The 23704-nt window shown below is 35.9% G+C and carries 25 protein-coding genes; 4 read left to right on the top strand and 21 right to left on the bottom strand.

What is annotated here, in order from left to right; translation table 11 throughout:
• Position 1: 1 nt before the first annotated feature.
• The 7 genes from DWY01_RS06010 to DWY01_RS05980 all read right to left on the bottom strand — a co-directional run bounded on the left by DWY01_RS06010 (position 2) and on the right by DWY01_RS05980 (position 7369).
• The gene (locus DWY01_RS06010; RefSeq protein ID WP_117994866.1) at positions 2–1039 is read right to left on the bottom strand and encodes a low specificity L-threonine aldolase; all 1038 of its coding nucleotides are present in this window, start codon (positions 1037–1039) and stop codon (positions 2–4) included.
• A 60-nt stretch (positions 1040–1099) separates the two neighbouring features.
• Complete coding sequence (locus DWY01_RS06005) at positions 1100–2650, bottom strand: acyl CoA:acetate/3-ketoacid CoA transferase (protein WP_117994862.1); 1551 nt, start codon at positions 2648–2650, stop codon at positions 1100–1102.
• An 18-nt stretch (positions 2651–2668) separates the two neighbouring features.
• Entirely contained in the window at positions 2669–3448 is a 780-nt protein-coding gene (locus DWY01_RS06000) for an enoyl-CoA hydratase-related protein (RefSeq protein ID WP_117994857.1), read from the bottom strand.
• A 63-nt stretch (positions 3449–3511) separates the two neighbouring features.
• Positions 3512–4348, bottom strand: a complete 837-nt coding sequence (locus tag DWY01_RS05995) for a 3-hydroxyacyl-CoA dehydrogenase family protein (RefSeq protein ID WP_003865005.1) — start codon at positions 4346–4348, stop codon at positions 3512–3514.
• A gap of 19 nt (positions 4349–4367) precedes the next feature.
• Positions 4368–5399 (bottom strand): electron transfer flavoprotein subunit alpha/FixB family protein, encoded by a 1032-nt coding sequence (locus DWY01_RS05990; protein WP_117994853.1) that lies wholly within the window; start codon positions 5397–5399, stop codon positions 4368–4370.
• Positions 5400–5414: 15 nt separating this feature from the next.
• On the bottom strand, positions 5415–6209 hold the full coding sequence (locus tag DWY01_RS05985; protein ID WP_117994849.1) for an electron transfer flavoprotein subunit beta/FixA family protein: 795 nt from the start codon (positions 6207–6209) through the stop codon (positions 5415–5417).
• A gap of 20 nt (positions 6210–6229) precedes the next feature.
• Complete coding sequence (locus tag DWY01_RS05980; protein WP_003865002.1) at positions 6230–7369, bottom strand: acyl-CoA dehydrogenase; 1140 nt, start codon at positions 7367–7369, stop codon at positions 6230–6232.
• A 289-nt stretch (positions 7370–7658) separates the two neighbouring features.
• Here DWY01_RS05980 and DWY01_RS05975 point away from each other — a divergent pair, with 289 nt between their 5' ends.
• Positions 7659–8864 carry an acetyl-CoA C-acetyltransferase gene (locus DWY01_RS05975; RefSeq protein ID WP_003865001.1) on the top strand — a complete coding sequence of 402 codons (1206 nt, stop codon included), beginning with the start codon at positions 7659–7661 and terminating at the stop codon, positions 8862–8864.
• A 136-nt stretch (positions 8865–9000) separates the two neighbouring features.
• Complete coding sequence (locus DWY01_RS05970) at positions 9001–10185, top strand: acetyl-CoA C-acetyltransferase (protein WP_117994846.1); 1185 nt, start codon at positions 9001–9003, stop codon at positions 10183–10185.
• A gap of 283 nt (positions 10186–10468) precedes the next feature.
• Here the strand turns inward: DWY01_RS05970 and rbfA are convergent, their stop codons facing one another.
• The 7 genes from rbfA to gmk all read right to left on the bottom strand — a co-directional run bounded on the left by rbfA (position 10469) and on the right by gmk (position 15993).
• Positions 10469–10807: a 30S ribosome-binding factor RbfA gene (rbfA, locus tag DWY01_RS05965; RefSeq protein ID WP_117994841.1), complete on the bottom strand. Its 339-nt coding sequence runs from the start codon at positions 10805–10807 to the stop codon at positions 10469–10471.
• Between the two features lies 1 nt (position 10808).
• Positions 10809–12656 carry a translation initiation factor IF-2 gene (gene infB / locus DWY01_RS05960; RefSeq protein WP_117994836.1) on the bottom strand — a complete coding sequence of 616 codons (1848 nt, stop codon included), beginning with the start codon at positions 12654–12656 and terminating at the stop codon, positions 10809–10811.
• 8 nt (positions 12657–12664) lie between these two features.
• On the bottom strand, positions 12665–12955 hold the full coding sequence (locus tag DWY01_RS05955; protein ID WP_117994832.1) for a ribosomal L7Ae/L30e/S12e/Gadd45 family protein: 291 nt from the start codon (positions 12953–12955) through the stop codon (positions 12665–12667).
• Positions 12948–13208 carry an RNase P modulator RnpM gene (gene rnpM / locus DWY01_RS05950; protein ID WP_117994829.1) on the bottom strand — a complete coding sequence of 87 codons (261 nt, stop codon included), beginning with the start codon at positions 13206–13208 and terminating at the stop codon, positions 12948–12950. The genes DWY01_RS05955 and rnpM overlap by 8 nt, the downstream gene beginning before the upstream one ends.
• An 11-nt stretch (positions 13209–13219) precedes the next feature.
• Positions 13220–14848: a transcription termination factor NusA gene (nusA, locus tag DWY01_RS05945; protein ID WP_243001975.1), complete on the bottom strand. Its 1629-nt coding sequence runs from the start codon at positions 14846–14848 to the stop codon at positions 13220–13222.
• Positions 14849–14858: 10 nt separating this feature from the next.
• Complete coding sequence (gene rimP, locus DWY01_RS05940; RefSeq protein ID WP_199519894.1) at positions 14859–15317, bottom strand: ribosome maturation factor RimP; 459 nt, start codon at positions 15315–15317, stop codon at positions 14859–14861.
• Between the two features lie 97 nt (positions 15318–15414).
• Positions 15415–15993 carry a guanylate kinase gene (gmk, locus tag DWY01_RS05935; RefSeq protein WP_117994826.1) on the bottom strand — a complete coding sequence of 193 codons (579 nt, stop codon included), beginning with the start codon at positions 15991–15993 and terminating at the stop codon, positions 15415–15417.
• Between the two features lie 105 nt (positions 15994–16098).
• On the opposite strand from gmk, the gene DWY01_RS05930 reads away from it, so the two are divergent.
• Positions 16099–17733: an NFACT family protein gene (locus tag DWY01_RS05930; protein WP_117994822.1), complete on the top strand. Its 1635-nt coding sequence runs from the start codon at positions 16099–16101 to the stop codon at positions 17731–17733.
• 32 nt (positions 17734–17765) lie between these two features.
• On the opposite strand, the gene DWY01_RS05925 is transcribed toward DWY01_RS05930, so the two are convergent.
• From DWY01_RS05925 to DWY01_RS05895, 7 genes are read right to left on the bottom strand one after another with little or no spacing between them, the layout of a single operon-like run.
• Positions 17766–18074, bottom strand: coding sequence for a (Fe-S)-binding protein (locus tag DWY01_RS05925; protein WP_117994819.1), 309 nt, complete (start codon positions 18072–18074; stop codon positions 17766–17768).
• A gap of 2 nt (positions 18075–18076) precedes the next feature.
• A complete protein-coding gene (locus DWY01_RS05920) occupies positions 18077–18259 on the bottom strand; it encodes a hypothetical protein (RefSeq protein ID WP_117994816.1) in 183 nt (60 codons plus the stop codon).
• The gene (locus tag DWY01_RS05915) at positions 18259–18834 is read right to left on the bottom strand and encodes an electron transport complex protein RnfA (RefSeq protein ID WP_117994812.1); all 576 of its coding nucleotides are present in this window, start codon (positions 18832–18834) and stop codon (positions 18259–18261) included. The genes DWY01_RS05920 and DWY01_RS05915 overlap by 1 nt, the downstream gene beginning before the upstream one ends.
• Before the next feature lies 1 nt (position 18835).
• Entirely contained in the window at positions 18836–19495 is a 660-nt protein-coding gene (gene rsxE, locus DWY01_RS05910) for an electron transport complex subunit RsxE (protein ID WP_117994809.1), read from the bottom strand.
• Positions 19496–19508: 13 nt separating this feature from the next.
• Positions 19509–20018: an FMN-binding protein gene (locus tag DWY01_RS05905; RefSeq protein ID WP_117994804.1), complete on the bottom strand. Its 510-nt coding sequence runs from the start codon at positions 20016–20018 to the stop codon at positions 19509–19511.
• Complete coding sequence (locus tag DWY01_RS05900) at positions 20015–21175, bottom strand: RnfABCDGE type electron transport complex subunit D (RefSeq protein ID WP_117994801.1); 1161 nt, start codon at positions 21173–21175, stop codon at positions 20015–20017. Before DWY01_RS05900 ends, DWY01_RS05905 begins: the two co-directional genes overlap by 4 nt.
• Before the next feature lie 11 nt (positions 21176–21186).
• Positions 21187–22479 carry an RnfABCDGE type electron transport complex subunit C gene (locus tag DWY01_RS05895; protein WP_117994797.1) on the bottom strand — a complete coding sequence of 431 codons (1293 nt, stop codon included), beginning with the start codon at positions 22477–22479 and terminating at the stop codon, positions 21187–21189.
• A gap of 136 nt (positions 22480–22615) precedes the next feature.
• Here DWY01_RS05895 and DWY01_RS05890 point away from each other — a divergent pair, with 136 nt between their 5' ends.
• Positions 22616–23701, top strand: a complete 1086-nt coding sequence (locus tag DWY01_RS05890; RefSeq protein WP_117994793.1) for an FAD:protein FMN transferase — start codon at positions 22616–22618, stop codon at positions 23699–23701.
• Positions 23702–23704 lie beyond the last annotated feature (3 nt).

Below are 23704 nucleotides of genomic sequence, written 5' to 3'. Positions count from 1 at the left end.
ACTATTCTTCTTTTTTTTCGATGGCCGCCTCTAAATAGTCACAAAGCTCTTCTACTTCTTCATTTGAAGTATGCCAGCTTGTCACAAATCGAATGACATAATGATCATCGCATTTTTCCCAGATTTCAAAATCAATCTTTTCACTTAAGAACTGATATTGTTCCTTCGTGACATTGACAAAAATCTGGTTTGTATCACTCTTCATAAATAAGGCATAGCCTAGTTTTTGAAGTTTCGATTGAATCTGTTGCGCTAATACTACAGAATGTTTGGCATAACTATAGAATGCATCGTGTTCAAATAAACCTAAAAATTGAATACCTAATAACCATCCTTTGGCAAGCATCGCACCATTTTGTTTCATCACAAAACGGAAATATGGCTTTAATGCAGGATTGGTAATGACAACAGCTTCGCCTATTAAAGCACCATTTTTTGTTCCTCCAATATAGAATACATCACATAAATTTGCTAAATCATTAAGTGTGTAATCTACGGTTGCTAAAGCGACACCAAGTCGAGCTCCATCCATCATTAAATAAAGACCTAATTCATCACAAACACGACGAATTTCTTTTAATTCATCTAATGTATAAACAGTACCATATTCAGTTGCATTCGAAATATAAACCATTTTTGGATAAACCATGTGTTCATAAGAAAGCATATGTGCATCAAACACCTTACGAATATCAGCTGGATTTATTTTTCCTGCATAGTTGTTTACAGGAATGACTTTATGTCCTACAGCTTCAATAGCACCTGTTTCATGTGTTACGATATGTCCTGTATCACAGGCAATCACAGCTTCAAATGGTTTTAAACATGCTTTGATGATTGTTTGGTTGGTGATGGTGCCTCCAACTAAAAAGTGAACATCGACATCATAATCTGGAATATGTTTTTTAATAGCTTCCTTTGCGTTTTGACAAATTTCATCCATACCATATCCAGTAAAAGAACGGCCATTTGTGGTATTCATATATTCCATAATTTCAGGAATGCAGCCTTGACCATAATCATTTCTAAAAAATAACATTTATATCAACTCCCAAAACCATTTTAACACAAAAACAGGTCATTTGACCTGTTTTAGCTTTTATTCTTCTTTTAATCCCATGATTTCGTCAGTAAATAGACGTGCATCCATCAACTTCAAATCTTCAGCGATATATGGTTTGAATTCCATTTGGTCTAATACATCTTTTTGAAGATCTACACCTGGTGCGATTTCAATCAATGTTAATTTACCATCAATTAATTTAAATACGGCACGCTCAGTGATATACAAGACCTTTTGACCTGTTTGATTTGCGTATTCAGCTGAGAATGTAACCTGTTCAATGTGATTTTTAAATTTCTTGATTTGACCTTCTTGATTAATTGTCAATTTACCATTACCAACAGTTTCTTTTAAACCTTTAGCTGTGAATGTTCCACAATAAACAACAACTGGTGAAGTTTGTGTGATATTAATAAATCCACCACATCCGGCAATTTTAGGTCCGAAACGAGATACGTTGATATCACCTTTCGCATCACATTCTGCAAGTCCTAAGAAGGCTTGATCTAATCCACCACCATCATAGAAGTCAAACTGGTATGTCTGGTCGATGATTGCGTCTGGATTTGTACAAGCACCAAAGGCAGTACCGTTCATTGGAACACCACCAATTCCTCCGGCTTCTACAGTCATCTTAAGTCCTGGAAGACCCTCTTCATTGGCAACATTGGCAATACCTTCTGGCATACCAATTCCTAAGTTGATAACTGCAGCTGGATCTAATTCCATAGCAGCACGACGGCATACAACCTTACGTGCATTTAATGGCATAGGTTCAATTGAATCTACTGGTACACGGATTTCTCCACAGAACGATGGATTGTATGGATCTGAATATGTTTGCCAGTGATTTTCTGGTTCTGCAACAACAATCGCATCAACATAAATTCCTGGAATCTTAACATCCATTGGTTTTAATGAACCACGTTCAACAATTTTTTCTACCTGTAAAATAACTTTACCACCACTGTTTTTAACAGCTTGGGCGATACTGATTGAATCTAATGTAGCTGCTTCTTTACACATTGAGCAGTTTCCATCTTCATCTGCATATGTACCACGAATTAAGGCAATATCTAGTGGGAATGATTTATAACGTAACCATTCTTCTCCATCCATATTGATTAGTTCAACTAAATCTTCTTTTGTACGTTCATTCATCTTCGCACCTTCTAAACGTGGGTCAATGAATGTTTTCAAACCGATTTTAGTGATAACACCTGGACGGTGTCCTGCAATTTCACGGAACATCAAACTGATTGTTCCAAGTGGTAAGTTATATCCTTCTACTTTATTTTCAAAAACTAATTTTTGGAATGTTGGAATCAATCCCCAGTGACCACCAATGATTCTTTTTAACAATCCTTCGTGGCCCATGTGGTTCAATCCTAAATCTGGTGTTCCATCTCCTACACCAGCAGAGAACATTACTGTTAAATCTCTAGGATGTCCTGTTTCCAAAAAGCTCTTTTCAATGGCAACACTTAATTCTTGAGGGTGGCCCATTCCGATAAATCCACCAACACCAATTTTGTCGCCATCTTTAATCATGCTGATAGCTTCTTGGGCTGACATTACTTTTGACATTTAAATCTTCCTTTCAAATTATTTGTTTTTAAATTCTTTTTCTTTTACTTTATTTACGAAGCATTCCATACCATAAGTCTGGTCTTCTGTAGCGAAGCAATCAGAGAAATCTTTTACTTCGATTGCGATAGCTGAATCTATATCTGTTTGAAGTCCAGCATTGATAGCTTTTTTAGATTGTGCAACAGCAATTGGAGCATTTTTGCAGATTCCATTCGCCATCTTTAATGCAGTTGCCATTAATTCTTCTTGAGGAACTACCGCATTTACTAATCCGATTGCTAATGCTTTGTCAGCTTTGATGTTACGAGCTGTAAAGATCATTTCTTTAGCGATTCCTGCAGGTACTAAACGAGCTAAACGTTGAGTTCCACCAAATCCAGGAGTGATTCCTAATCCTACTTCTGGTTGTCCAAAGATTGCGTTTTCAGCAGCAATACGAATGTCACATGCCATGCTTAATTCGCATCCTCCACCTAATGCAAAACCGTTAACTGCTGCGATAACTGGGCAGTGTAAAGTTTCGATTTGACGGAAGATTTTGTTTCCATAAGCTCCATATTCAGCAGCTTCCTCAACAGTTTTGTCTTTCATTTCAGCAATATCTGCACCCGCAACGAAAGATTTACTTCCAGCACCTGTGATAACTACACAGTAAGTATCTTTATCAGCTTTTACTGTGTTTACAGCTTCTTCTAAGTCATTTAATACAGCTGTTGATAATGCGTTTAATGCTTTTTCACGGTTGATTGTGATAATTGATACGTGTCCTTGTTTTTCTAATAAAACGTTTTCCATGATTTTTCTCCTCTAAATATTAATAAAAAGTGAAACAACGAGTGTTTCACTTTAGTTATTTCACTAGTTGTAGCTGTAGAATCCTTGTTTAGTTTTTTGACCTAATTTTCCAGCACGAACCATTTTCTTTAATAATGTACATGGACGATATTTAGGATCTCCAGTTTCAGTATATAATACTTCCATTACATCTAAAACGATATCTAATCCAATTAAGTCACCCAAAGCCAACGGTCCCATTGGGTGGTTAGCTCCAAGTTTCATAGCTGTATCGATATCTTCAACACTAGCCAATCCTTCTTGGTAAATGAAGCAAGCTTCATTAATCATAGGAATCAAGATACGGTTAACAACGAATCCAGGTCCTTCAGCAACTTCAACAGGAGTTTTTCCTAATGATTTAGAGCATTCGATAATAGCTTCTTTAGTTTCAACTGGAGTGTTTTCACCAGAGATAACTTCTACTAATTTCATACGATCAGCAGGGTTGAAGAAGTGCATACCGATAACGTTGTGTTTGATTCCGTTAGCGATTTCAGTAACACTTAAACTTGAAGTGTTTGTTCCGAAGATGCAGTCTTCTTTACAGATTTCATCTAAAGTCTTAAATAAGTCTTTTTTGATTTCCATTTTTTCAAGAACAGCTTCAACGATTAAATCACAATCAGCTAAATCTTTGTATTCACCAGCTGTTAAGTTAGCTTTAATACCTTCTGCTTTTTCTGCAGTAATTTTTTCACGAGATACTAATTTATCTAATTTAGCACCAATTTTGTTGATACCATTTTGTGCCCATTCGATTTTAATATCACATACAGTTACATTGTAACCAGCTGTAGCAAATGCATTGGCAATACCTTGCCCCATTGTTCCAGCACCAATAACACCTACATTTTTCATTTCGTTTTGCTCCTTTTTATTATTCAGCTTTTGCAGCTTTAATTGATTCTACTAATAAAGGTAATACTGTAGCACAGTCACCAACGAATCCCATGTTAGAAATATTGAAGATTTCTGCTTGAGGGTCACGGTTGATAGAGATAATCAAATCTGATTTATCCATACCTGCACAGTGTTGTACGGCTCCTGAAATACCGCAAGCGATATATAATGAAGGACGTACAGTTTTACCTGTTTGACCAACCTGACGATCTTTGTCTAAGAATCCATCTTCAACAACGGCACGTGTACAGCAAACTACACCACCTAATTCGTCAGCTACTTTTTGAAGTACGTCTAAGCAATTTTCAGCACCACGACCAGCACCTACTAAGATGTTAGCTTTAGTGATATCTACATCTGCTTTAACTTTTTCAATAACTTTTTCTACGAATACTTGAGGATCTGTAGTTCTCCAAGTTGGTTTGAATTCTTCAACTTCACCAGTACGGCTAGCATCTGTTGGAGCTAATTCAAATACTTTTGGTCTGATTGTAGCCATCTGTGGACGAGTGTCTTTACATACGATTGTACCAAATAAGTTACCACCGAATGTAGGACGAGTTACGTCTAATAATGATTCACCAGTTTCTTTAGCATATTCTAAGTCAACTTCGATCTTAGTAGCATCTGCAGTAAGACCAACGTTTAAACGAGCAGCTACACGTGGTGCTAAGTCACGTCCTAAAGGAGTGGCACCAGTTAACATTGAATCTGGTTTGTGAGCTAAAACAACTTGTGTTAAAGCATCTGCATAGAATTGAGTTGAATAGTCTTTTAATAAAGCATCATCAACAACGATTACTTTGTCAGCTCCATGACTAATAACTTCTTGAGCTTTTTCTTTTACATTTTCTCCAAGCAATACACCAACTACTTTGTATCCAAATTCAGGGATAGAAGCAACTAGTTTTCTTGCTTCTGAAATAAGTTCATAACTTACTTCTGCAATGTTTCCGTTTTCTTGTTCAACGAAAACGAAGATATCTTTATATTCTTCAAATCGAGCCATTCTACTTCATCCTCCCTACTTTGTAATGATTTGCTTTTCTTTCAATGTTTTAGCAATCATATCTGCAGTTTCCTGCTCAGACAATGTGAATACTTCTGTTTTATCAGTTACGTCTTTAGTGAAAGTAGTTTTAACTGATGTAGGAGAACCCTTGAAACCAACTGTTTCTGGATCGATTCCTAATTCAGCATTTGTTAAAACTTCGATCTTGTCTTCTTTACATAAGTCAACGATATTGTCACATTGCATGTAACGAGGTTTGTTCATTCCAGATAATGTTGTGATAACACATGGCAACTTAGCAGTTACGATTTGTTCAACATCTTCTAATGAACGTTTTACTGTGATTGTATCTTCTTTTACTTCTAAGATTTCATCTACATAAGTAATTTGAGGAATATCCAAACGTTCAGCAGTTTGAGGTCCTACCTGAGCAGTATCACCATCGATAGCTTGGCGACCAGCGATTACTAAATCGAATCCTACTTTTTTCAAAGCAGCAGCTAAAGCGATACTTGTAGCACATGTATCAGATCCACCTAATACACGGTCAGTTAATAAAACACCTTTGTCAGCACCCATAGCAACGCCTTCTTTTAACATTTCAGCAGCTTTAGGTAATCCCATTGTCATTACAACAACTTCAGTGTCAGGGTTTTTGTCTTTTAATTCCAATGCAGCTTCCAAACCAGCTAAATCATCAGGGTTTGTGATTGCAGGTACACCGTCACGAATTAACGCACCAGTTTTTTTATCAACTGTGATTTCAGTTGAATCCGGAACTTGTTTTTCTAAAACAACGATTTTCATTTTCAACACCAATTCCTTTCTTACTTCAACATTGCGCCAGAGATGACCATACGTTGTACTTCTGAAGTACCTTCGTAGATTTCAGTGATCTTAGCATCTCTAAACATTCTTTCTACTGGTAAGTCACGAGTATATCCGTATCCACCTAATAATTGGATAGCCTTAGTTGTAATTTCCATAGCTGTTTCAGCAGCAAATAATTTTGCTTCAGCAGCTAATTGAGTATAAGGACGACCTTCTTGTTTAGCAGTAGCTGCAGAATATACTAACCAACGAGCTGCATCTGTTTTTGTTTGCATATCAGCTAATTGGAATTGAGTATTTTGGAATTTAGCAATTGGACGACCAAATTGTTTACGTTGTTTTACATAAGCAACAGCTTCGTCGATAGCACCTTGAGCAATACCTAATGCTTGAGCTGCGATACCAATACGTCCACCATCAAGTGTCTGCATGGCAATCTTGAATCCCATACCTTCTTTTCCTAATAAGTTTTCTTTTGGAATACGTACATTATTGAAGATTAATTCACATGTAGCAGATCCACGAATACCTAATTTCTTTTCGTGAAGACCGAATGTGAATCCTGGAGTTCCTTTTTCAAGAATGAAAGCAGAAATTCCACGTGTTCCTTTAGTTTTGTCTGTCATGGCAAAAATTACATATACATCAGCTTCTCCAGCATTTGTAATGAAGATTTTTGTACCATTGATAACATATTCGTCACCATCTAATACAGCTGTTGTTTGTTGTCCAGCAGCATCTGTACCTGCGTTTGGTTCAGTTAAACCGAATGCAGCTAATTTCTTACCTGTGCAAAGATCTGTTAAAAATCTTTGTTTTTGTTCTTCAGTACCGAACTGAGCAATAGGCCAAGTACCTAATGAAGTGTGAGCTGATAAAACTACACCACTAGTAGCACATGTTTTAGACAATTCTTCAATTGCTAAAATGTAGCATAAATAATCTGCGCCAGCTCCTCCGTATTCACGAGAATAAGGAATACCAAGCATTTTTGCTTGACGCATCACTTCTACAGATTCCTTAGGGAATCTTTCGTTTTCGTCAACATCCGCTGCGTTTTCTTTTACTTCGTTTTGCGCAACTTCTCTGAACAACTTTTGCATCATTAATTGTTGTTCTGTTAAATTGAAATCCATAAATGAAGTTCTCCTTTCCAGTTTTTTGAACTATTCGAATTAGGACATCGATAGCATGAGAAAGTATGTTAAACTTTTCACACAGTCATATTCTACATACTTTTTTCGACCTCGTCAATGCTTTTGTTAATATTTTAACAAATTGTTCAATAAGCTTTATCTTATTAATATATATTGAGCATTTTTAGCATGTGAAATTATAAACAAGTGGTTGACATCCCCTATTTAAAGGACTAGACTAACGTTGTAAAAAGTAAATCTCGATTAGGAGTAGAAAGTAGGTATACAAATGAGAAAAGCTTATATTGTTGCTGCTAAACGTAGTGCAATTGGTACTTTTTTGGGAAGTCTAACAGATGTTGATTTAGCAACTGTTGGAGCTACAGTTTTAAAAGAAACTATTAAACAGGCTAACATCGATCCAGCAAACTTGGACGAAGTTATTATTGGTAACGTAATCGCTGCAGGTTTAGGACAAAACATTGCTCGTCACGTTGCATTTGATGCAGGTATTCCTGTTGAAGTTTGTGCACAATCAATCAATATGTTATGTGGTTCAGGTTTGAAAGCTGTTATGGAAGCTACACTTCGTATTCAAGCTAACTTTGGTGACTTATATGTTGCTGGTGGTGTTGAATCTATGACTCGTGCTCCATTCATGTTAAGCTACAAAAACCGTACAGGAACTAAGATGGGAGACCAAAAATTAGTTGATGCTATGTTACACGATGGTCTAACAGATGCAATGTATGGAATTCACATGGGATGTACAGCTGATAACATCGCTAAGAAATATAACATTTCTCGTGAAGCACAAGATGAATTCGCATTTGCTTCTCAAGAAAAAGCTTTAGCTGCTATTGCTGCAGGTAAATTCAAGGATGAAATCGTTCCTATTACTTATAAGACTCGTAAAGGTGAAGTTGTATTTGATACAGATGAACACCCTCGTAAAACAAGTCTTGAAAAATTAGCTAAATTACGTCCAGCATTCAATGCAGATGGAACTGTAACAGCAGGTAATGCTTCTGGTATCAATGATGGTGCATCATTTACTATCGTTGCTAGTGAAGATGCTGTTAAGAAATATAACTTAACACCAATCGCTGAAGTTATCGGATTTGGACAAGGTGGAGTTGACCCACGAGTTATGGGATTAGGTCCTACTCCAGCTATCTTAAATGCATTGAAGTATGCAGATCTTAAGATTGAAGATCTTGATTTAGTTGAATTAAACGAAGCTTTCGCAGCACAATCATTAGGTGTTATCCACGAATTGGAAGAAGCTACAGGAATGGATCGTGAAGCATTCTTAGCTAAGACAAACGTAAACGGTGGTGCTATTGCTTTAGGTCACCCAGTTGGTGCTAGTGGTAACCGTATCTTAGTTTCATTGTTATATGAAATGCAAAAACGTAAATCAAAAATCGGTCTTGCTTCCCTATGTATTGGTGGAGGACAAGGTGCCGCTGTTATCGTAAAAATGTGCGATTAATTAATAAGGAGAGCTATTCTCCTTATTTCTTTGAATTCACTTGTGAATTTTTTAATTTGTGATTGATTTTCATCATTCACTATGATAAAGTTTAAAAGGTAAATGACTTAATAGTCTTACATGGAGGAATATTAATATGACAAAAAAAGTAGTTTTAGCAGGTGCATGTCGTACTGCTATTGGTAAAATGGGTGGAGCTTTAAGTAACACTCCAGCTGCTGAATTAGGTGCTATCGTAATTAAAGAAGCATTAAACCGTGCAGGTGTTAAACCTGAACTAGTTGACGAAGTTTTAATGGGATGTGTTATCCAAGCAGCTCAAGGACAAAACGTTGCTCGTCAAGCTAGCATCAAAGCTGGTCTACCTATTGAAGTTCCTGCTGTAACATTAAACGTTGTTTGTGGATCTGGTTTAAACTGTGTTAACCAAGCTGCTGCAATGATCATGGCTGGTCAAGCTGATATCGTAGTTGCTGGTGGTATGGAAAACATGTCAATGGCACCATACGCAATGACAAAAGCACGTTTCGGTTACCGTATGAACAACGCTACTATCGTTGATACAATGGTTAACGATGCATTAACTGATGCATTCAACCACTACCACATGATGATCACTGCAGAAAACATCTGTGATCGTTGGAACTTAACTCGTGAAGAATTAGATGAATTCTCAGCTAACTCTCAACAAAAAGCAGAAAAAGCTATGGCTGAACACAAATTCGATGACGAAATCGTACCAGTTCCAGTTAAAGTTAAAAAAGAAATCGTTGAATTCAAAGTTGATGAAGGACCTCGTCCAGGAACAACTGCTGAATCATTAGCTAAATTACGTTGCTGCTCTGGAAAAGAAGGCGGAATGGTAACTGCTGGTAATGCTTCAGGTATCAATGATGGTGCTGCTGCTATCGTTGTTATGAGCGAAGAAAAAGCTAAAGAATTAGGTGTTACACCAATGGCTACTTGGGTACAAGGTGCATTAGCTGGTGTTGAACCAGAAATTATGGGTATTGGACCAGTTGCTGCTACTCGTAAAGTAATGGAAAAAACTGGATTAACAGTTGATGATATGGACTTAATCGAAGCTAACGAAGCTTTCGCTGCACAATCTGTAGCTGTTGCTAGAGAATTAGGATTCGATATGAGCAAAGTTAACGTTAACGGTGGAGCCGTTGCATTAGGACACCCAGTTGGAGCTAGTGGATGCCGTATCTTAGTTACATTACTACACGAAATGCAAAAACGTGACGCTAAGAAAGGTTTAGCTACACTTTGCATCGGTGGTGGTATGGGTTGTGCTACTATCGTAGAACGTGACTAATTTAAATCAATAATAACTAACTACTTCAAAAAGAGATTCATCTAAAACTGAATCTCTTCTTTTTTTCTTACTTTTTACAATTCAACAATTTTTTTCTGTTATAATCAATTTAAAGGAGTTACAATAACTATGAACACAAATATAAATCGAATATTATTTATTCTCGCAGGGATATGTTTTATATTCACATACTTCTTAACAAAGAATTTTACTTATCTACCATTAGGACTCTGTTCCTTAATACTATCGACAAACAAAAAAAGAGAAGACCACTAAGTCTTCTCTATTTTTCGATTTCCTTTAAAATGTTTTCAATCTTATTTCCCTGTTCAAGACTTGTATCTTGAATAAAGATCAATTCTGGCATCTTACGAATCTTTATTTTCTTTGCGACACCCGAACGAATGAAACCCTTCGACTGATTTAATACACGCATACCTGCATCATTACGACCTTGTTGACCTAAAAATGTCACATAAACTTTTGCCTGTGATAAATCATTTGTACATTGTACATCCGTTACTGTGCAAAAACCTAATTTAGGATTTTTCAATTCAAATTGAAGAATATGTGAAATCTCTCTTTGAATTGTCATCTCCATACGTTCTGTTTTTAATGACATACTATTCTTCCACTTCCTGATCTTCGAAGCCTTCTATAATATCTCCTACTTTAATATCGTTAAAGTTTTCAATTGTCATACCACATTCGTAACCATTTATAACTTCCTTAACATCATTTTCAAAACGACGTAATGATCCAAGTTTACCTGTATAAACAACAATACCTTCACGAATCAAACGAACTTTACAGTCACGTTTCATCTTACCATCCGTAACCATACATCCAGCAATTGTACCAATCTTACTAACTTTATAGATTTGACGAACATCTGCCTGACCAATAACTACCTCTTCGTATACTGGTGCAAGCAAACCTTTCATAGCAGCCTGTAATTCTTCTAAAGCCTTATAGATGATGTTGTGTAAACGAATTTCCACACCTTCTTCTTCAGCCTTTTTACGAATAGCTGCACTAGGACGAATGTTGAATCCATAAATAATCGCATTTGAAGCACTTGCCAATAAGATATCTGATTCTGTAATTGTTCCTACAGTTGAACGAATGACATTGATACGAACGTTTCCATCAACTTCTAGCTTTTCCATACTAGCCTTTAAAGCTTCCGCAGAACCTTGAACATCGGCTTTGATCAAGACATTGATTTCTTGAACATCACCTTCATCAATTTTCTTAGCTAAATCTTCTAAAGACATAGCGCTTGTTGAATTACGTTCTTTTTCAATTTGTTTATCCAAACGATGACCTGCAATTTCAGCAGCCTTTTTATAGCTATCATAAGACATGAATACATCACCGGCTCTTGGCACTTCATTTAAACCAATGATTTCTACTGGACAGCTTGGTTCAGCATGTTTGATTTCCATACCACGATCATTTGTCATCTTACGAACACGACCATAACTAGTACCAACTACAACACTATCTCCCGTGTGTAATGTACCACGTTGAACTAACAATGTGGCAACAGGTCCACGACCTTTATCTAGTTTTGCTTCAATTACAGTTCCCGAAGCATTTGTATCTGGATTTGCCTTTAATTCCTGCATATCCGCAACTAATAACATAGTCTCCAACAATTCTGGAACACCAGTTCCTTTTTTAGCTGAAACCTGAGTAAAGATTGTATCTCCGCCCCATTCTTCTGGCATAATTCCTAACTCGCTCATTTCAGACATGATACGGTCTGGATTTGCACCTGGTTTATCAATTTTGTTAACCGCAACTACAATAGGAACGCCTGCAGCCTTCGCATGGTCTACGGCTTCTTTTGTTTGTGGCATAACACCATCATCCGCTGCAACTACGATAATAACAATATCCGTAACTTCCGCTCCACGCGCACGCATAGCTGTAAAAGCTTCGTGACCTGGTGTATCTAAGAATGTTACCTTTCTTCCCTTTAAGGATACTTGGTACGCACCAATGTGCTGTGTGATACCACCAAATTCATTTTCCGTAACATTCGCTTTACGAATTGTATCCAATAATGTTGTTTTACCATGGTCAACGTGACCCATGATTGTGACAACAGGAGGACGAGGTACTAATTTGGATTCATCTTCTTCTACATTTTGAAGTTGTTCTTCAATATCATCTTCGTCAACAACAACCTCTTTATGTACTTCCACATTGAAGTTCATACAGATCAATTCAATATCATCATCTGATAATACCGTATTGATTGTTGACATATTTCCCATCATAAATAAAAATTTAATGATTTCAGAACTGTTCTTATGAAGCAACTGTGCTAACTGACCTACAGTAATCGCATCACTATATGTGATTTCCTTTACTGCTTCTTCCTTTTTAGGTGCATTAGACTGATACGAACTCTTATGCCCTTTTCGATTTGGTTTCTTTTTGTTTTTGTTGTTATAAGCCATCGAATCACCTAACCTTTCATCTTTTCGATAATCGCTTTGGCAAAGCCACTATCTACAATCGCAATAGCACTCATCTTTTTGTATGAAACATCATCTAATACAGATGGTTCTACTACTATATACGGCACATTGTAAAATGTGCATTTATCTTGAATCTTCTTCATACGGTTTTGACCGCATAAAGAAGACACAATAACAACTTTGGCTTGAGATTTTTGAATACTTACAAGTAAAGAATCGCCTTTTGCCACCTTACCTGCTCGATAGGCAAGCTGGATCAAATTCGTAATCTTATTCATTGGTAATGATGTTCTCTAATTCCTGGTAAACTTCTTCAGGAATTTCAATTTCTAAAGCTCTTTGTAAAGCCTTGTTCTTTTTCGCAAGAGCTAGGGTTTCTAAGCTTTTTTGAATATAAGCACCATGCCCATTTTTCTTACCTGTTAAATCAATCTCAACTGTTTTTTCAGGTGTACGCACCACACGAATCAATTCCTTTTTAGGAAAGCGTTCTTGGGTAACGACACATTTTCTCATTGGAATCTTACGCATGTAACTTACTCCTAGTCATCATAGTATTCATCATATTCTTCGTAGTCAACATCATCATCCCAAGCATTTTCTTCTTCATATTCCTGCTCTTCGATTTCAGCTAACTCTTCTTCTGAATAGATAGGCTTCATATCCTCATAGTTGAATTTCTTAACTTCAACAGGTTTCTTTTCTTCTTCAACCTTTTCTTTTTCTTTCTTAGGTTTAGAAACAACCTCTTCTTGTTTGTTTGAAGCATCTGCCATAGATTCAAATTTAGAAGTATATTCCTTTACATCAGCAGCCGTCTTTTCTTTACGATTTTGTTTCGCAATACGAGCCGCCTCTTCCATTTCATCAACTTCTTTTTCTTGTTCAGTTTCTTTAACTGTGTTCTCTTTTTCGAATAAAGTATCTTCGGCATGTTCTTCAACCGCATCCACTTCTTCATCTTCATAAGTGAAGTCAGCTACATCAATATTTTCGATTTCAGATTCGTTTGATTTTAATTCTTCAATCTTTTGTTGTTGTTTATAAGCACGTTCTTTGGCTTTCTTTTCTTCATATTCCTGCTGCATCTTAGCTGAAATAGCCATATAGTCAATACCTAATTCCTGCATTTCAGTTTCTGATTTGATATCGATCTTGTGGTTTGTTAATTTAACAGCTAAACGCGCATTTTTACCACGTTTACCAATAGCCAATGATAATTGGTTATCAGGCACAACAACAATCAATCCATCTTTTACAGTTTCATTTGGAATGACTGCAACACCAACACTTGGACTTAATGCATTCGCAATTAATTCACTGATATTGTCTGACCATTCGAAGATATCAATTTTTTCACCATGTAATTCATTGATGATGGTTTGAACACGACTTCCACGAGGACCAATACATGCTCCAATTGGATCAATATTTTCATTGTGTGAATAAACAGCAATTTTACATCTTTCACCTGGATCTCTGGCAATGGCTTTGATTTCAATAATACCATTGTAAATTTCAGGAACTTCACGTTCAAATAAACGACGAACAAAAACTGGTGTAGCACGAGAAACTAAAACCTGTGCCCCCTTTGTTTCTTTATTTACTTCCGTAATAACAACTAAAATGTTGTCTCCTTCTTTGTAGTGTTCTGTTGGAATCTGATCTGATTTTTTCATGACCGCATATGTTTTACCAATATTGACAACAACAAATTTTTCTTCAACCGTTTCAATTGTACCTAAAACCATTTCATCGACTTTGTCACAATATTCTTCATATACCAATGCTTTTTCTGCTTCACGAATCTTTTGTTTCATAACATTCTTTGCTAGTACTACAGCAGCACGTTCAAAGTCTGTAAAATCAACTTCTTCATCGACCATATCACCCAATTGAATGTTTGGATTTTCTTTTCTAGCTTCTTCTAATTCAATTTCTAATTCATCATCTTCAACTTCTTCAACAACCATACGCTCATGGTAAATGTGAATCGTATCATCGATAATGTCTACACGTACATAAGCATCAGGAATTTCGATATGTTTACGATAAGCCTTAGTTAAAGCCTCTTTTAATGCATCTTCAACGATTTCTTTAGTCAATTTACGATCTGTTTCAATACCCTGTAATGCTTTAGCGATATCTTTAACTTTAATTTTTGGTTTCATCTTTGTTCTCCTATACCTTTACTGCTGTCATAATCAGCGAAATATTACTCTTTTCAATAGTGATCTTTTTTGTTCTTGTCTTATCACGATATGAAATGGTTACATCGTTTTCTGTTGCTTCAACAAGATCTCCAATCACTTGATCTAATCCTTGTTTTGGATCCTTCATTTTGACATAGACATATTTACCAACAGCTCTTTGAATTTCTTCATCCGTCTTAAGCTCTCTTTCTGCTCCTGGCGAACAAACCTCAAGCATGTATTCATTGGCATACCAGTCTTTTTCATCAAGCATTTGTCCAATCGCATCTGAACAAGTTGCACAAGTATCCAAATCCATTGTACCGTCTTCTTTTTCAACTGAAACTCTTAATAATGGGGTTTGTTGATTTGTAATCCATTCAATTTCATATAAATGGCACCCATTCGCATTAAGAACTTCTTCAATCCATTCTTTAAGATTGTCCATACTTATTCTCCTTAGTAGCAAAATAGAAGGAGTGGTACGACCCACTCCTTTAATTTCTATACAATATATTTATAGCACAAAAACCGATTTTGTGCAACTATTTGTTTTCTTCAAGCTCAACATGGCGAAGAATAATCGTCTTAATCAATTCAGCCGCTAACTTTGGATCATCATTACAAACAATATATTTGTATTGCGATACCATCTTCATCTCATTGCTAGCTTTGGCAAGCCTTTGCTGAATGATTTCTTCAGGCTCCGTACTACGTCCACGAATACGTCTTTCCAACTCTTCCATTGATGGTGGAATGATAAAAATCGATACAGCATCTGGACATTTTTCCTGCACCTGCAATGCACCCTGCACTTCAATTTCCAATAAGACGTTTTTGCCTTCGTCACGTAAACGATTGACTTCTTTTAAAGGTGTACCATAATAGTTTCCAACAAATTCAGCCCACTCAAGTAATTCCCCATTCTTGATGGCTTCTTCAAAATCTTCACGACTTGAGAAATAATAATCTCTTCCATCTACTTCTCCTGCACGTGGCTTACGTGTTGTCATTGAAGTCGAATAAGCTAAATTTAGGCGTTCATCTTGTTCAAAATATTTTCGAATCGTCCCTTTTCCTACACCACTAGGACCACTCAAAATGATTAATAAACCTCTTTCCATGTGATTCTTGCTCTCCCTCTTTTCATCCATTTTACAAGTCCAAACCATATGTGTCAAATTTAATTTTAGTATGCTATAATCTTTATCAGACTAAGGAGGTTTTCTATGGCCATTGACGGATTATTTTTATACAACATTCAACAAAAACTAAATGCCTATACACCATGCAAAATTGGTAAAATACAAAATATTAGCGATGAAGAAATATTAATTCATCTGCATACACGTAACGAGGGTAACCAAAAACTTGTGATCAATGTACATTCCAACACAAACCGTGTATATATCGCAAATTTCATTCCTGGTATTCAGCCTGAACCATCCAACTTTGTGATGGTCTTAAGAAAGCTATGCTCACAAGCCATTGTCGAATCCTTTGAGCAAGTAGAATATGATCGTATTTTATGCTTGCACCTATCTTGTCGAAACGAATTTCAAGACCTAGTTAAATACAATTTATATATTGAATTAATGGGAAAATATGCCAACATGATACTGGTAAAGGGTGGTATCATTCAAGATGCTTTAAAGCGTATTCCTGTATATGAAAATGCCAAACGATTCATTCATCCAGGCGCAAAATATATTGCCCCAGCACAACCTGAAAAGAAAAATCCTTTTGAAATTCAGAATGTCGACTTAGATCAAAGTCTTGTGAAACAAATCTATGGTTTTTCTCCATTATTATCCAATGAATTTATTTATCGTATTCAAAGTGGTGAAAACTATAATGAGATTTTAAATGAACTTGTTTCTTCAAATACTTTATATATTTATCAAAAAGATTTTCATTGTATCGAACTCAAGCATCTAAATGAGATACCTAAAATCTATACAATCATGGAGGGTTTGAATCATTTATATGAAGAGGATGAACAAAAAAAGCGTATTAAAGAACAATATGGCGATATCATTCGTATAGTTGATAAAGAAAAGACGAAACAAATCAAGAAGCTTCCTAAGCTTGAACAAGCTCTAGAGGATGGCAAAGACTACAAAAAATATCAAGAGTATGGCGATTTGATCTTTGCATATATGTATCAAATAAACAAGGAGAAAACCATTGTCTTACCTTCATTTGAAACAAATGAGGATGTAAAAATTCCAATCGATATGCGTTTTGATTTAAAAACCAATGCGAATAAGTACTATCAGAAGTATCACAAGATGAAACGAAGTCTAGTCATTCTAGAAGAACAAATTGAACAATGTAAAGAAGATATCGAATACTATACGCAGCTAGAAGAACAGTTGCAGCACTGTACTGTATTTGATGCAGGTGAAATTCGTGAAGAGTTAATTAAGCAGCGTGTCTTAATGCCTAAAAAAGAAAACAAAAGAAAAAAGAAGAGCAATAAGCCAAATGTCCTTCATTTAGTCTTGGAAGATTGTGAAATCTATGTTGGTAAAAACAACATTCAAAATAATTATGTGACTCACCAAGTCTCACGTAAGAACGATTTATGGTTCCACGTAAAAGATTACCATGGATCTCACGTACTACTTAAAAGTGATCATTTCACAGAATTCCAAATACGGTTATGTGCCCAGCTTGCAGCCTACTATTCAAAAGGAAAAGATTCTAGTTCAGTACCAGTCGATTATTGTTTGATTTCTCAGATCAAAAAGGTACCAGGATCTAAGATTGGTTTTGTGACGATGAAATCCAATAAAACCATCTATATTGATCCGGATGAATCCAAATTGTTGGAAATCATCAAACAATATCAAGTAAAGTAAAAGACGGAAATTGAAATTCCGTCTTTTTCATTTTATCCTTTTACTTCGATTGTAGAACCATCAGGTCCTGGTGTGTTTTTTAAGTAATCAATGATTTCTTGACGCTTGTCAGCTTTACAAGGTTTACAAGCAATGTGATCCATATCACCTGATACCAAGGCTTCAGCCATACCGCTACATCCAGGGAATCCACAACCACCACAGTTATATCCAGGTAGCAATGATGTTACTTTTTCAACACGTACATCTGCTTCTACTTTTAAATATTTGTCGGCAACACCTAGACCCAAGCCAAGTATTGCACCAAGTACAAGCATCATAATTACGGCTACAATTACCATATTTATTCTCCCTTCACTTGATTATGAGCCGGATTGTTTGTGCAGGAAAAATCCTTACATCCATCACAATCGGCTTTTAAATCTTCACACCCCTCTGGTTTGGGTGTTTTTTTATTCATTAAATACAAAACAATATAGATGGCAACTAATCCACCAAAAAACAATATTGCATATAGATATCTCATTATACAATTCCTGTAAAGCAAGAAAATGCCATAGCCATGATAGCAGCTACAATCAAGGCAATTGGATTACCAACAAAGGCATTTGGAACTTCACTTTGTTCTAATCTTTCACGAATTGTAGAGAAAATGAATAATACAAGGGCAAATCCTAATGGAGTACCGATTGAGTATACTAACATTTGTGCAAAATTATAACTATTAGAGATATTTACTAAACATACGTTTAATACAACACAGTTTGTTGTGATCAAAGGTAAGTAAACACCTAATGATTTGTATAGTGCAGGACTTGTCTTTTTAATAAACATTTCAGTTAACTGAACTAAAGATGCGATTACCAAGATAAAAGTAATCAAATCCATAAATTCAAGTTGTAAAGGTACAAGGACTAAATAATATAGACCATATGTAACGATTGCTGCAACGACAATAACAAAGACTACGGCAACACCCATACCAATGGCTGAGCTTTTCTTTTTAGAAACACCCATGAATGGGCACATACCTAAGAACTGCGTTAAGATAACGTTATTTACTAATACACTCGTTACTAAAAGTGCCATCAATTCACCCATCTTACTTTACCTCCTTTGCTGCAGCTTCCTCTTTAGCATTTACATGTTGTTTATAAGCACCAACAGCTGCTGCTAAAACCGCAAATGTAATGAAGGCTCCTACACTTGATCCAAAAACACTAATTGTAAAGTTTTCAGGGATGATGTGTAGGTTTAACCAAACTTGTGCTTCGTTAAATGGGTTTACCACTTTGATTCCTCCAGTCGAAATCAATTCACGAATAAATGACATCGCAAGTACAGCTAATGTATATCCTAGACCCATTCCTAATCCATCAAGAGCTGAATCTAAAATACCATTCTTGCTCGCAAATGCTTCCGCACGACCTAAGATGATACAGTTAACTACGATCAATGGAATAAATACACCTAAGCTTGTATTTAAGCTTGGAGCATAGGCTTGGATCAACATTTGAATGATCTTAACCAAAGTCGCAATGATAACGATATAAACTGGAATACGAATTTCATCTGGTGTAATTTTACGAACACATGAAATAATCACGTTTGACATGATCAATACGATAATAACACTAACACCCATACCAATCGCATTGTTTACGCTTGTAGTAATGGCAAGTGTTGAACAAATTCCTAAGAATAATGAGAATACTGGGTTATCTTTAATCAAACCCGCTTTAAAGTTTTCAAAACGATTCATCTAGATAACCTCCTTACTTCAACTTATCGACAAGCTTTGCAGCTTCATGAATACCATTCACAACTGGACCAGAAGAAACAGTGGCACCAGAAATTGTATCCAATTCACCAGTTGCATCTTTTCCTTCTAGAGATTTCTTAAATGGAGCCTCAGTTACTTGAGAACCTAAGCCCTTAGTATCTCCATTACTGATGGCATTATATTTGTCGATTTTCTTTGTATCCTTATCAATTGAAACTAAGAATACAGTTCCTTCTTTATATCCACTAACACTCATGTTGAAGATATATACATTTTTATATTCATAAACCTTTTGAACAGTTTTAGAATTAAAAGTCTTATTAACAACTTTAAAATCATTTTCGCTTGCATCTGGATACATTGCAACCAATGATTCCTTTTCTTGACGCTCATTATTTTCAGCAATAACTGGCGCAGTCATTTGGTTTGCGAATGCTAAGGCACCACCAGCAATAGCACTAACAATGGCCAAGAATAAACCTAAATGTACGATCTTGTTCATAGAGTTACCTCCATCGTTTCAACAACAGCAGCTGTAGTTGCAGGTACATCTTCTACCTTTTGAATAGAACTAGCTGCATAGAAACTGATAGCTAAACCAATTAAAGCTAAGCAGGCACAGACAATTCTTGATTTTTTAACCAATTCTAATTGTTTTCCGTCGAAGCAAGATTCGATCCAAGGAGTAAACATATTCATTAATAAGATAGAATATAAACATCCTTCTGGAAGGTTTGCCTTTAAACGAATTAGTACAGTGATAATAGCCGCACCCATTGCGAATACAACACGACCACTTGCGCTTGTTGGACTTGTTACTGGATCTGTCAACATAAATACAGCACCAAATACAACACCACCAGTTAAGATGTGAAGTAATGGATACCAGATAACTGCAGGAATACCGTGGTATGAATCAATTCCTGTAATAGCTGCAACAACTGCTGTCAATACAAAAATTGTACCTAAGTATACAACAGGAACTCTCCAGTCAATGATTTGACGAATTGCTAGAACTACACCAACAATCAAAATCAAGATAGTAAATGTTTCACCTAATGATCCTGGGTAGTTACCTAAAGCTAAATCTAAGAAAGTACCTTTATTAGTTCCATTTATAGTTTTCAAAAAAGCATCTAAAACACTGGCATTTGCTGGCAACCAATGATAAGTACTAGCAATTGTAGTTGTTGGTGTAGCATATGTAACCAATCCAACACTAACACCAGTGAAAGCTTGAAGAATTAAAGCACGTCCAACAGCTGCTGGGTTGAAGATATTTTGTCCAAAACCACCAAACAATAATTTAGCAATTACGATTGCGAATACGGTTGCAACGATAACGGCATAACAAGACATGTTTACAGGTACCATTAAAGTTAAAATGATAGCTGAAACCCATCCAAATGAGTTCTTTAAGAAAGTTTTAACATCTTTCTTCATAATTTTTGCGAAGATGGATTCGCAAACTAATGTTGTAATTAAAGAACAAGCTAATAAAAGAATACAATGTAAAGCAGCATCGGCTCCGATAGATTTACCATAGTAAATGACTGAAGCTGCAAACACAACAAGTAAGCCTAAAGTTAGTTCCTTCATGATACGTTGTGTTGACAAGTTATTCTTAATGCTTGGACTTACATGAAAAGTAAATTTCATTTGAATCCTCCCTACTTTTTCTTAAGCATAACAATACGTTTTGCCTTACGAACATTTTCAGTTACATCAATATGAGATGGACAAATATAAGTACACATTCCACATTCGATACAACTCATAACGCCACGTTTTGACATTTCGTCTACGTCATTGGCCTTCAATGCAGCCGTAATACGGACTGGCTGTAAACCACTTGGACAATGATCACTACATTTACCACAACGTAAACAAGCAATCGCATCATCATTAGCAGCTGGTAATACAGTTAATGCATTCATGGCACGATCAACGACAAACATATCATTGACAATTGTTTTACCCATCATAGGTCCACCTGAAATCAAGCGAACAGTATCTTGTGTATATCCACCACAAGCTTCAATGATTTCACTAACAGGCATTCCAACAGGGACACAAACATTGTGTGGATTTTTAACACATTCTCCACTAACTGTTAAATTCTTTTGGGTAATTGCTTCACCCTTTTCGAAAGCTTTCGCAATCGCAATAGCACTCGAAGCATTTCCAATGATGGCACCGGCTTCGGCTGGTAATCCACCATATTCCTTATGTAATACTTCACGTACTAAAACACGTTCCCATCCCATTGGGTAAACATCAGGGACTGGACGAACCTCAACACCAGCAGCATCATTTAAGCTTGATTTTACTTTTTCAATTAAATCTGGGTGAGATTCCTTGATACAAATGTAAACCGTTTTAGCTTCTGCCATTTTCTTCATGATTTTAGCACCAGTAACTAAATCTTGTGCATCATCCATTACCGAACGGTAATCAGCTGTGATATATGGTTCACATTCTACGGCATTGATCAATACGTAATCAACTCCATCTGGTTTCATGTATTTAACATAGGTTGGGAAACCAGCTCCACCTAAACCAACAATACCTGCATTTTTTACAAAATCCACACACTCTTCTCTAGAAGCACTTTGCCAGTCTAAAGGTGCAAATGATTGAACTTTTGTTTGTTTGAAATCGCATTCAATCACCATGTGATTTTGTGGACGCAAAGAATTGTGCATTCTCTTAACAATTCCTTTGTAAGTTCCAGAAACACTTGAATAAATTGGCACATAAAAACCTGACTTCGTTTCAGCAAGTTTTGTTCCAACGGATACAGTATCTCCCTCTTCAACAAGAATATCAAAGTCTAAAGTACGTCCTGCTACTAAAGGAATATAAACTTCCTTTTTAGGCATAAGATGTAATAATTCAGACTTCTCTGTCAATTCTTTTTTACCAGGGATATGCTGTCTCATTGGTCCTAAAAATAGTGACATATAAATCCTACCTCCCATTTATACTAGTTAATCATAGGCCTTTTTTCACACAACTTCAAGAATTTTTTGACAATTTCCCATAATTTAGGTAAGTACTTACATTTACAACCAATTAAATTCATTCTATAATACTCTTATGCAAAAAAATAAATCCATTACATCATGGCTGGTACTCTCGATATGTTTCTTGATCTTTATTTGTTCCGTTATCTTCTATACACAAAATAAAGCAAATCCAAAAAGCGAAGATCTCAATATTACACTTACCGATGTAGGTTTTGACACCCCAATCACATTGAATTGTACGTGTTCACAAGCAGATTTTGCCAAGTATACAAAGATATTAAGAAAAACATTTAAAGACAACAACAAACGTTTTGACCAATACCATGCCTATAAAAATATGAACAACCTATATACATTGAATCATGAAGCCTATGATCATCCAATAGAAATGGATACTACCTTTATTAATTGTTTACAATTAGCACTTAAAATGCAGGCAGAAAACTCACAGTTTGACATTACACAAGGAGCGCTTTTAAATCTTTGGCATGATGCCAGGGAAAACACACAGATTCCTCCAAGTGATGAACAAATTCAAGAAGCCTTAAAACATATTGATATAAATTCAATTCAAATTGATGGAAATACAGTACGTTATTTAGATTCTGAATTATCTCTTGATCTAGGCGCCATTGCCAAAGGATATACCGCTCAACTTGCCAAAGAAGCATTAAATAAAGCAGGCCTAACCAATGGATATATCAATGCCGGTGGTAACGTTGTCTTACTTGGTGAAAAAAAAGATGGATCCAATTGGAAGATTGGTATTCAAAGTCCAGATTCAAATGATGCTCTAGTTCAATATTCAACAAAAAAAGCCACTTGTTTAGTTACAAGTGGAGATTACCAAAGATATTTTACATATAAAAATAAAAAGTATTCCCATATCATTGATCCACAAACCGGTTATCCTGCAAACGATGTACGAAGTGTAACTGTCATCACAAAAGATTCAGGAAAGGCCGATGCCTTAAGCACGACTCTATTTTGTATGAGTGTAAAGGATGGAAAGAAATATCTATCTACTCTTGATTATGATGTACAAGCGATATGGATCGTAGATAAAGATAGTGATGTTTCATCGAATCTAAAAACAAAAAATTATAAAATCATCACAACAGACAAAATAAAAAATAGAGTAACTCTTGTCAAATAGAGT

The sequence above is a fragment of the Eubacterium sp. AF22-8LB genome (assembly GCF_003458715.1).
In the GTDB taxonomy this organism is placed as follows: domain Bacteria; phylum Bacillota_I; class Bacilli_A; order Erysipelotrichales; family Erysipelotrichaceae; genus Holdemanella.
Note: the sequence above shows the minus strand (reverse complement) of the source record. Positions and strands in the feature narration are given on the sequence as shown.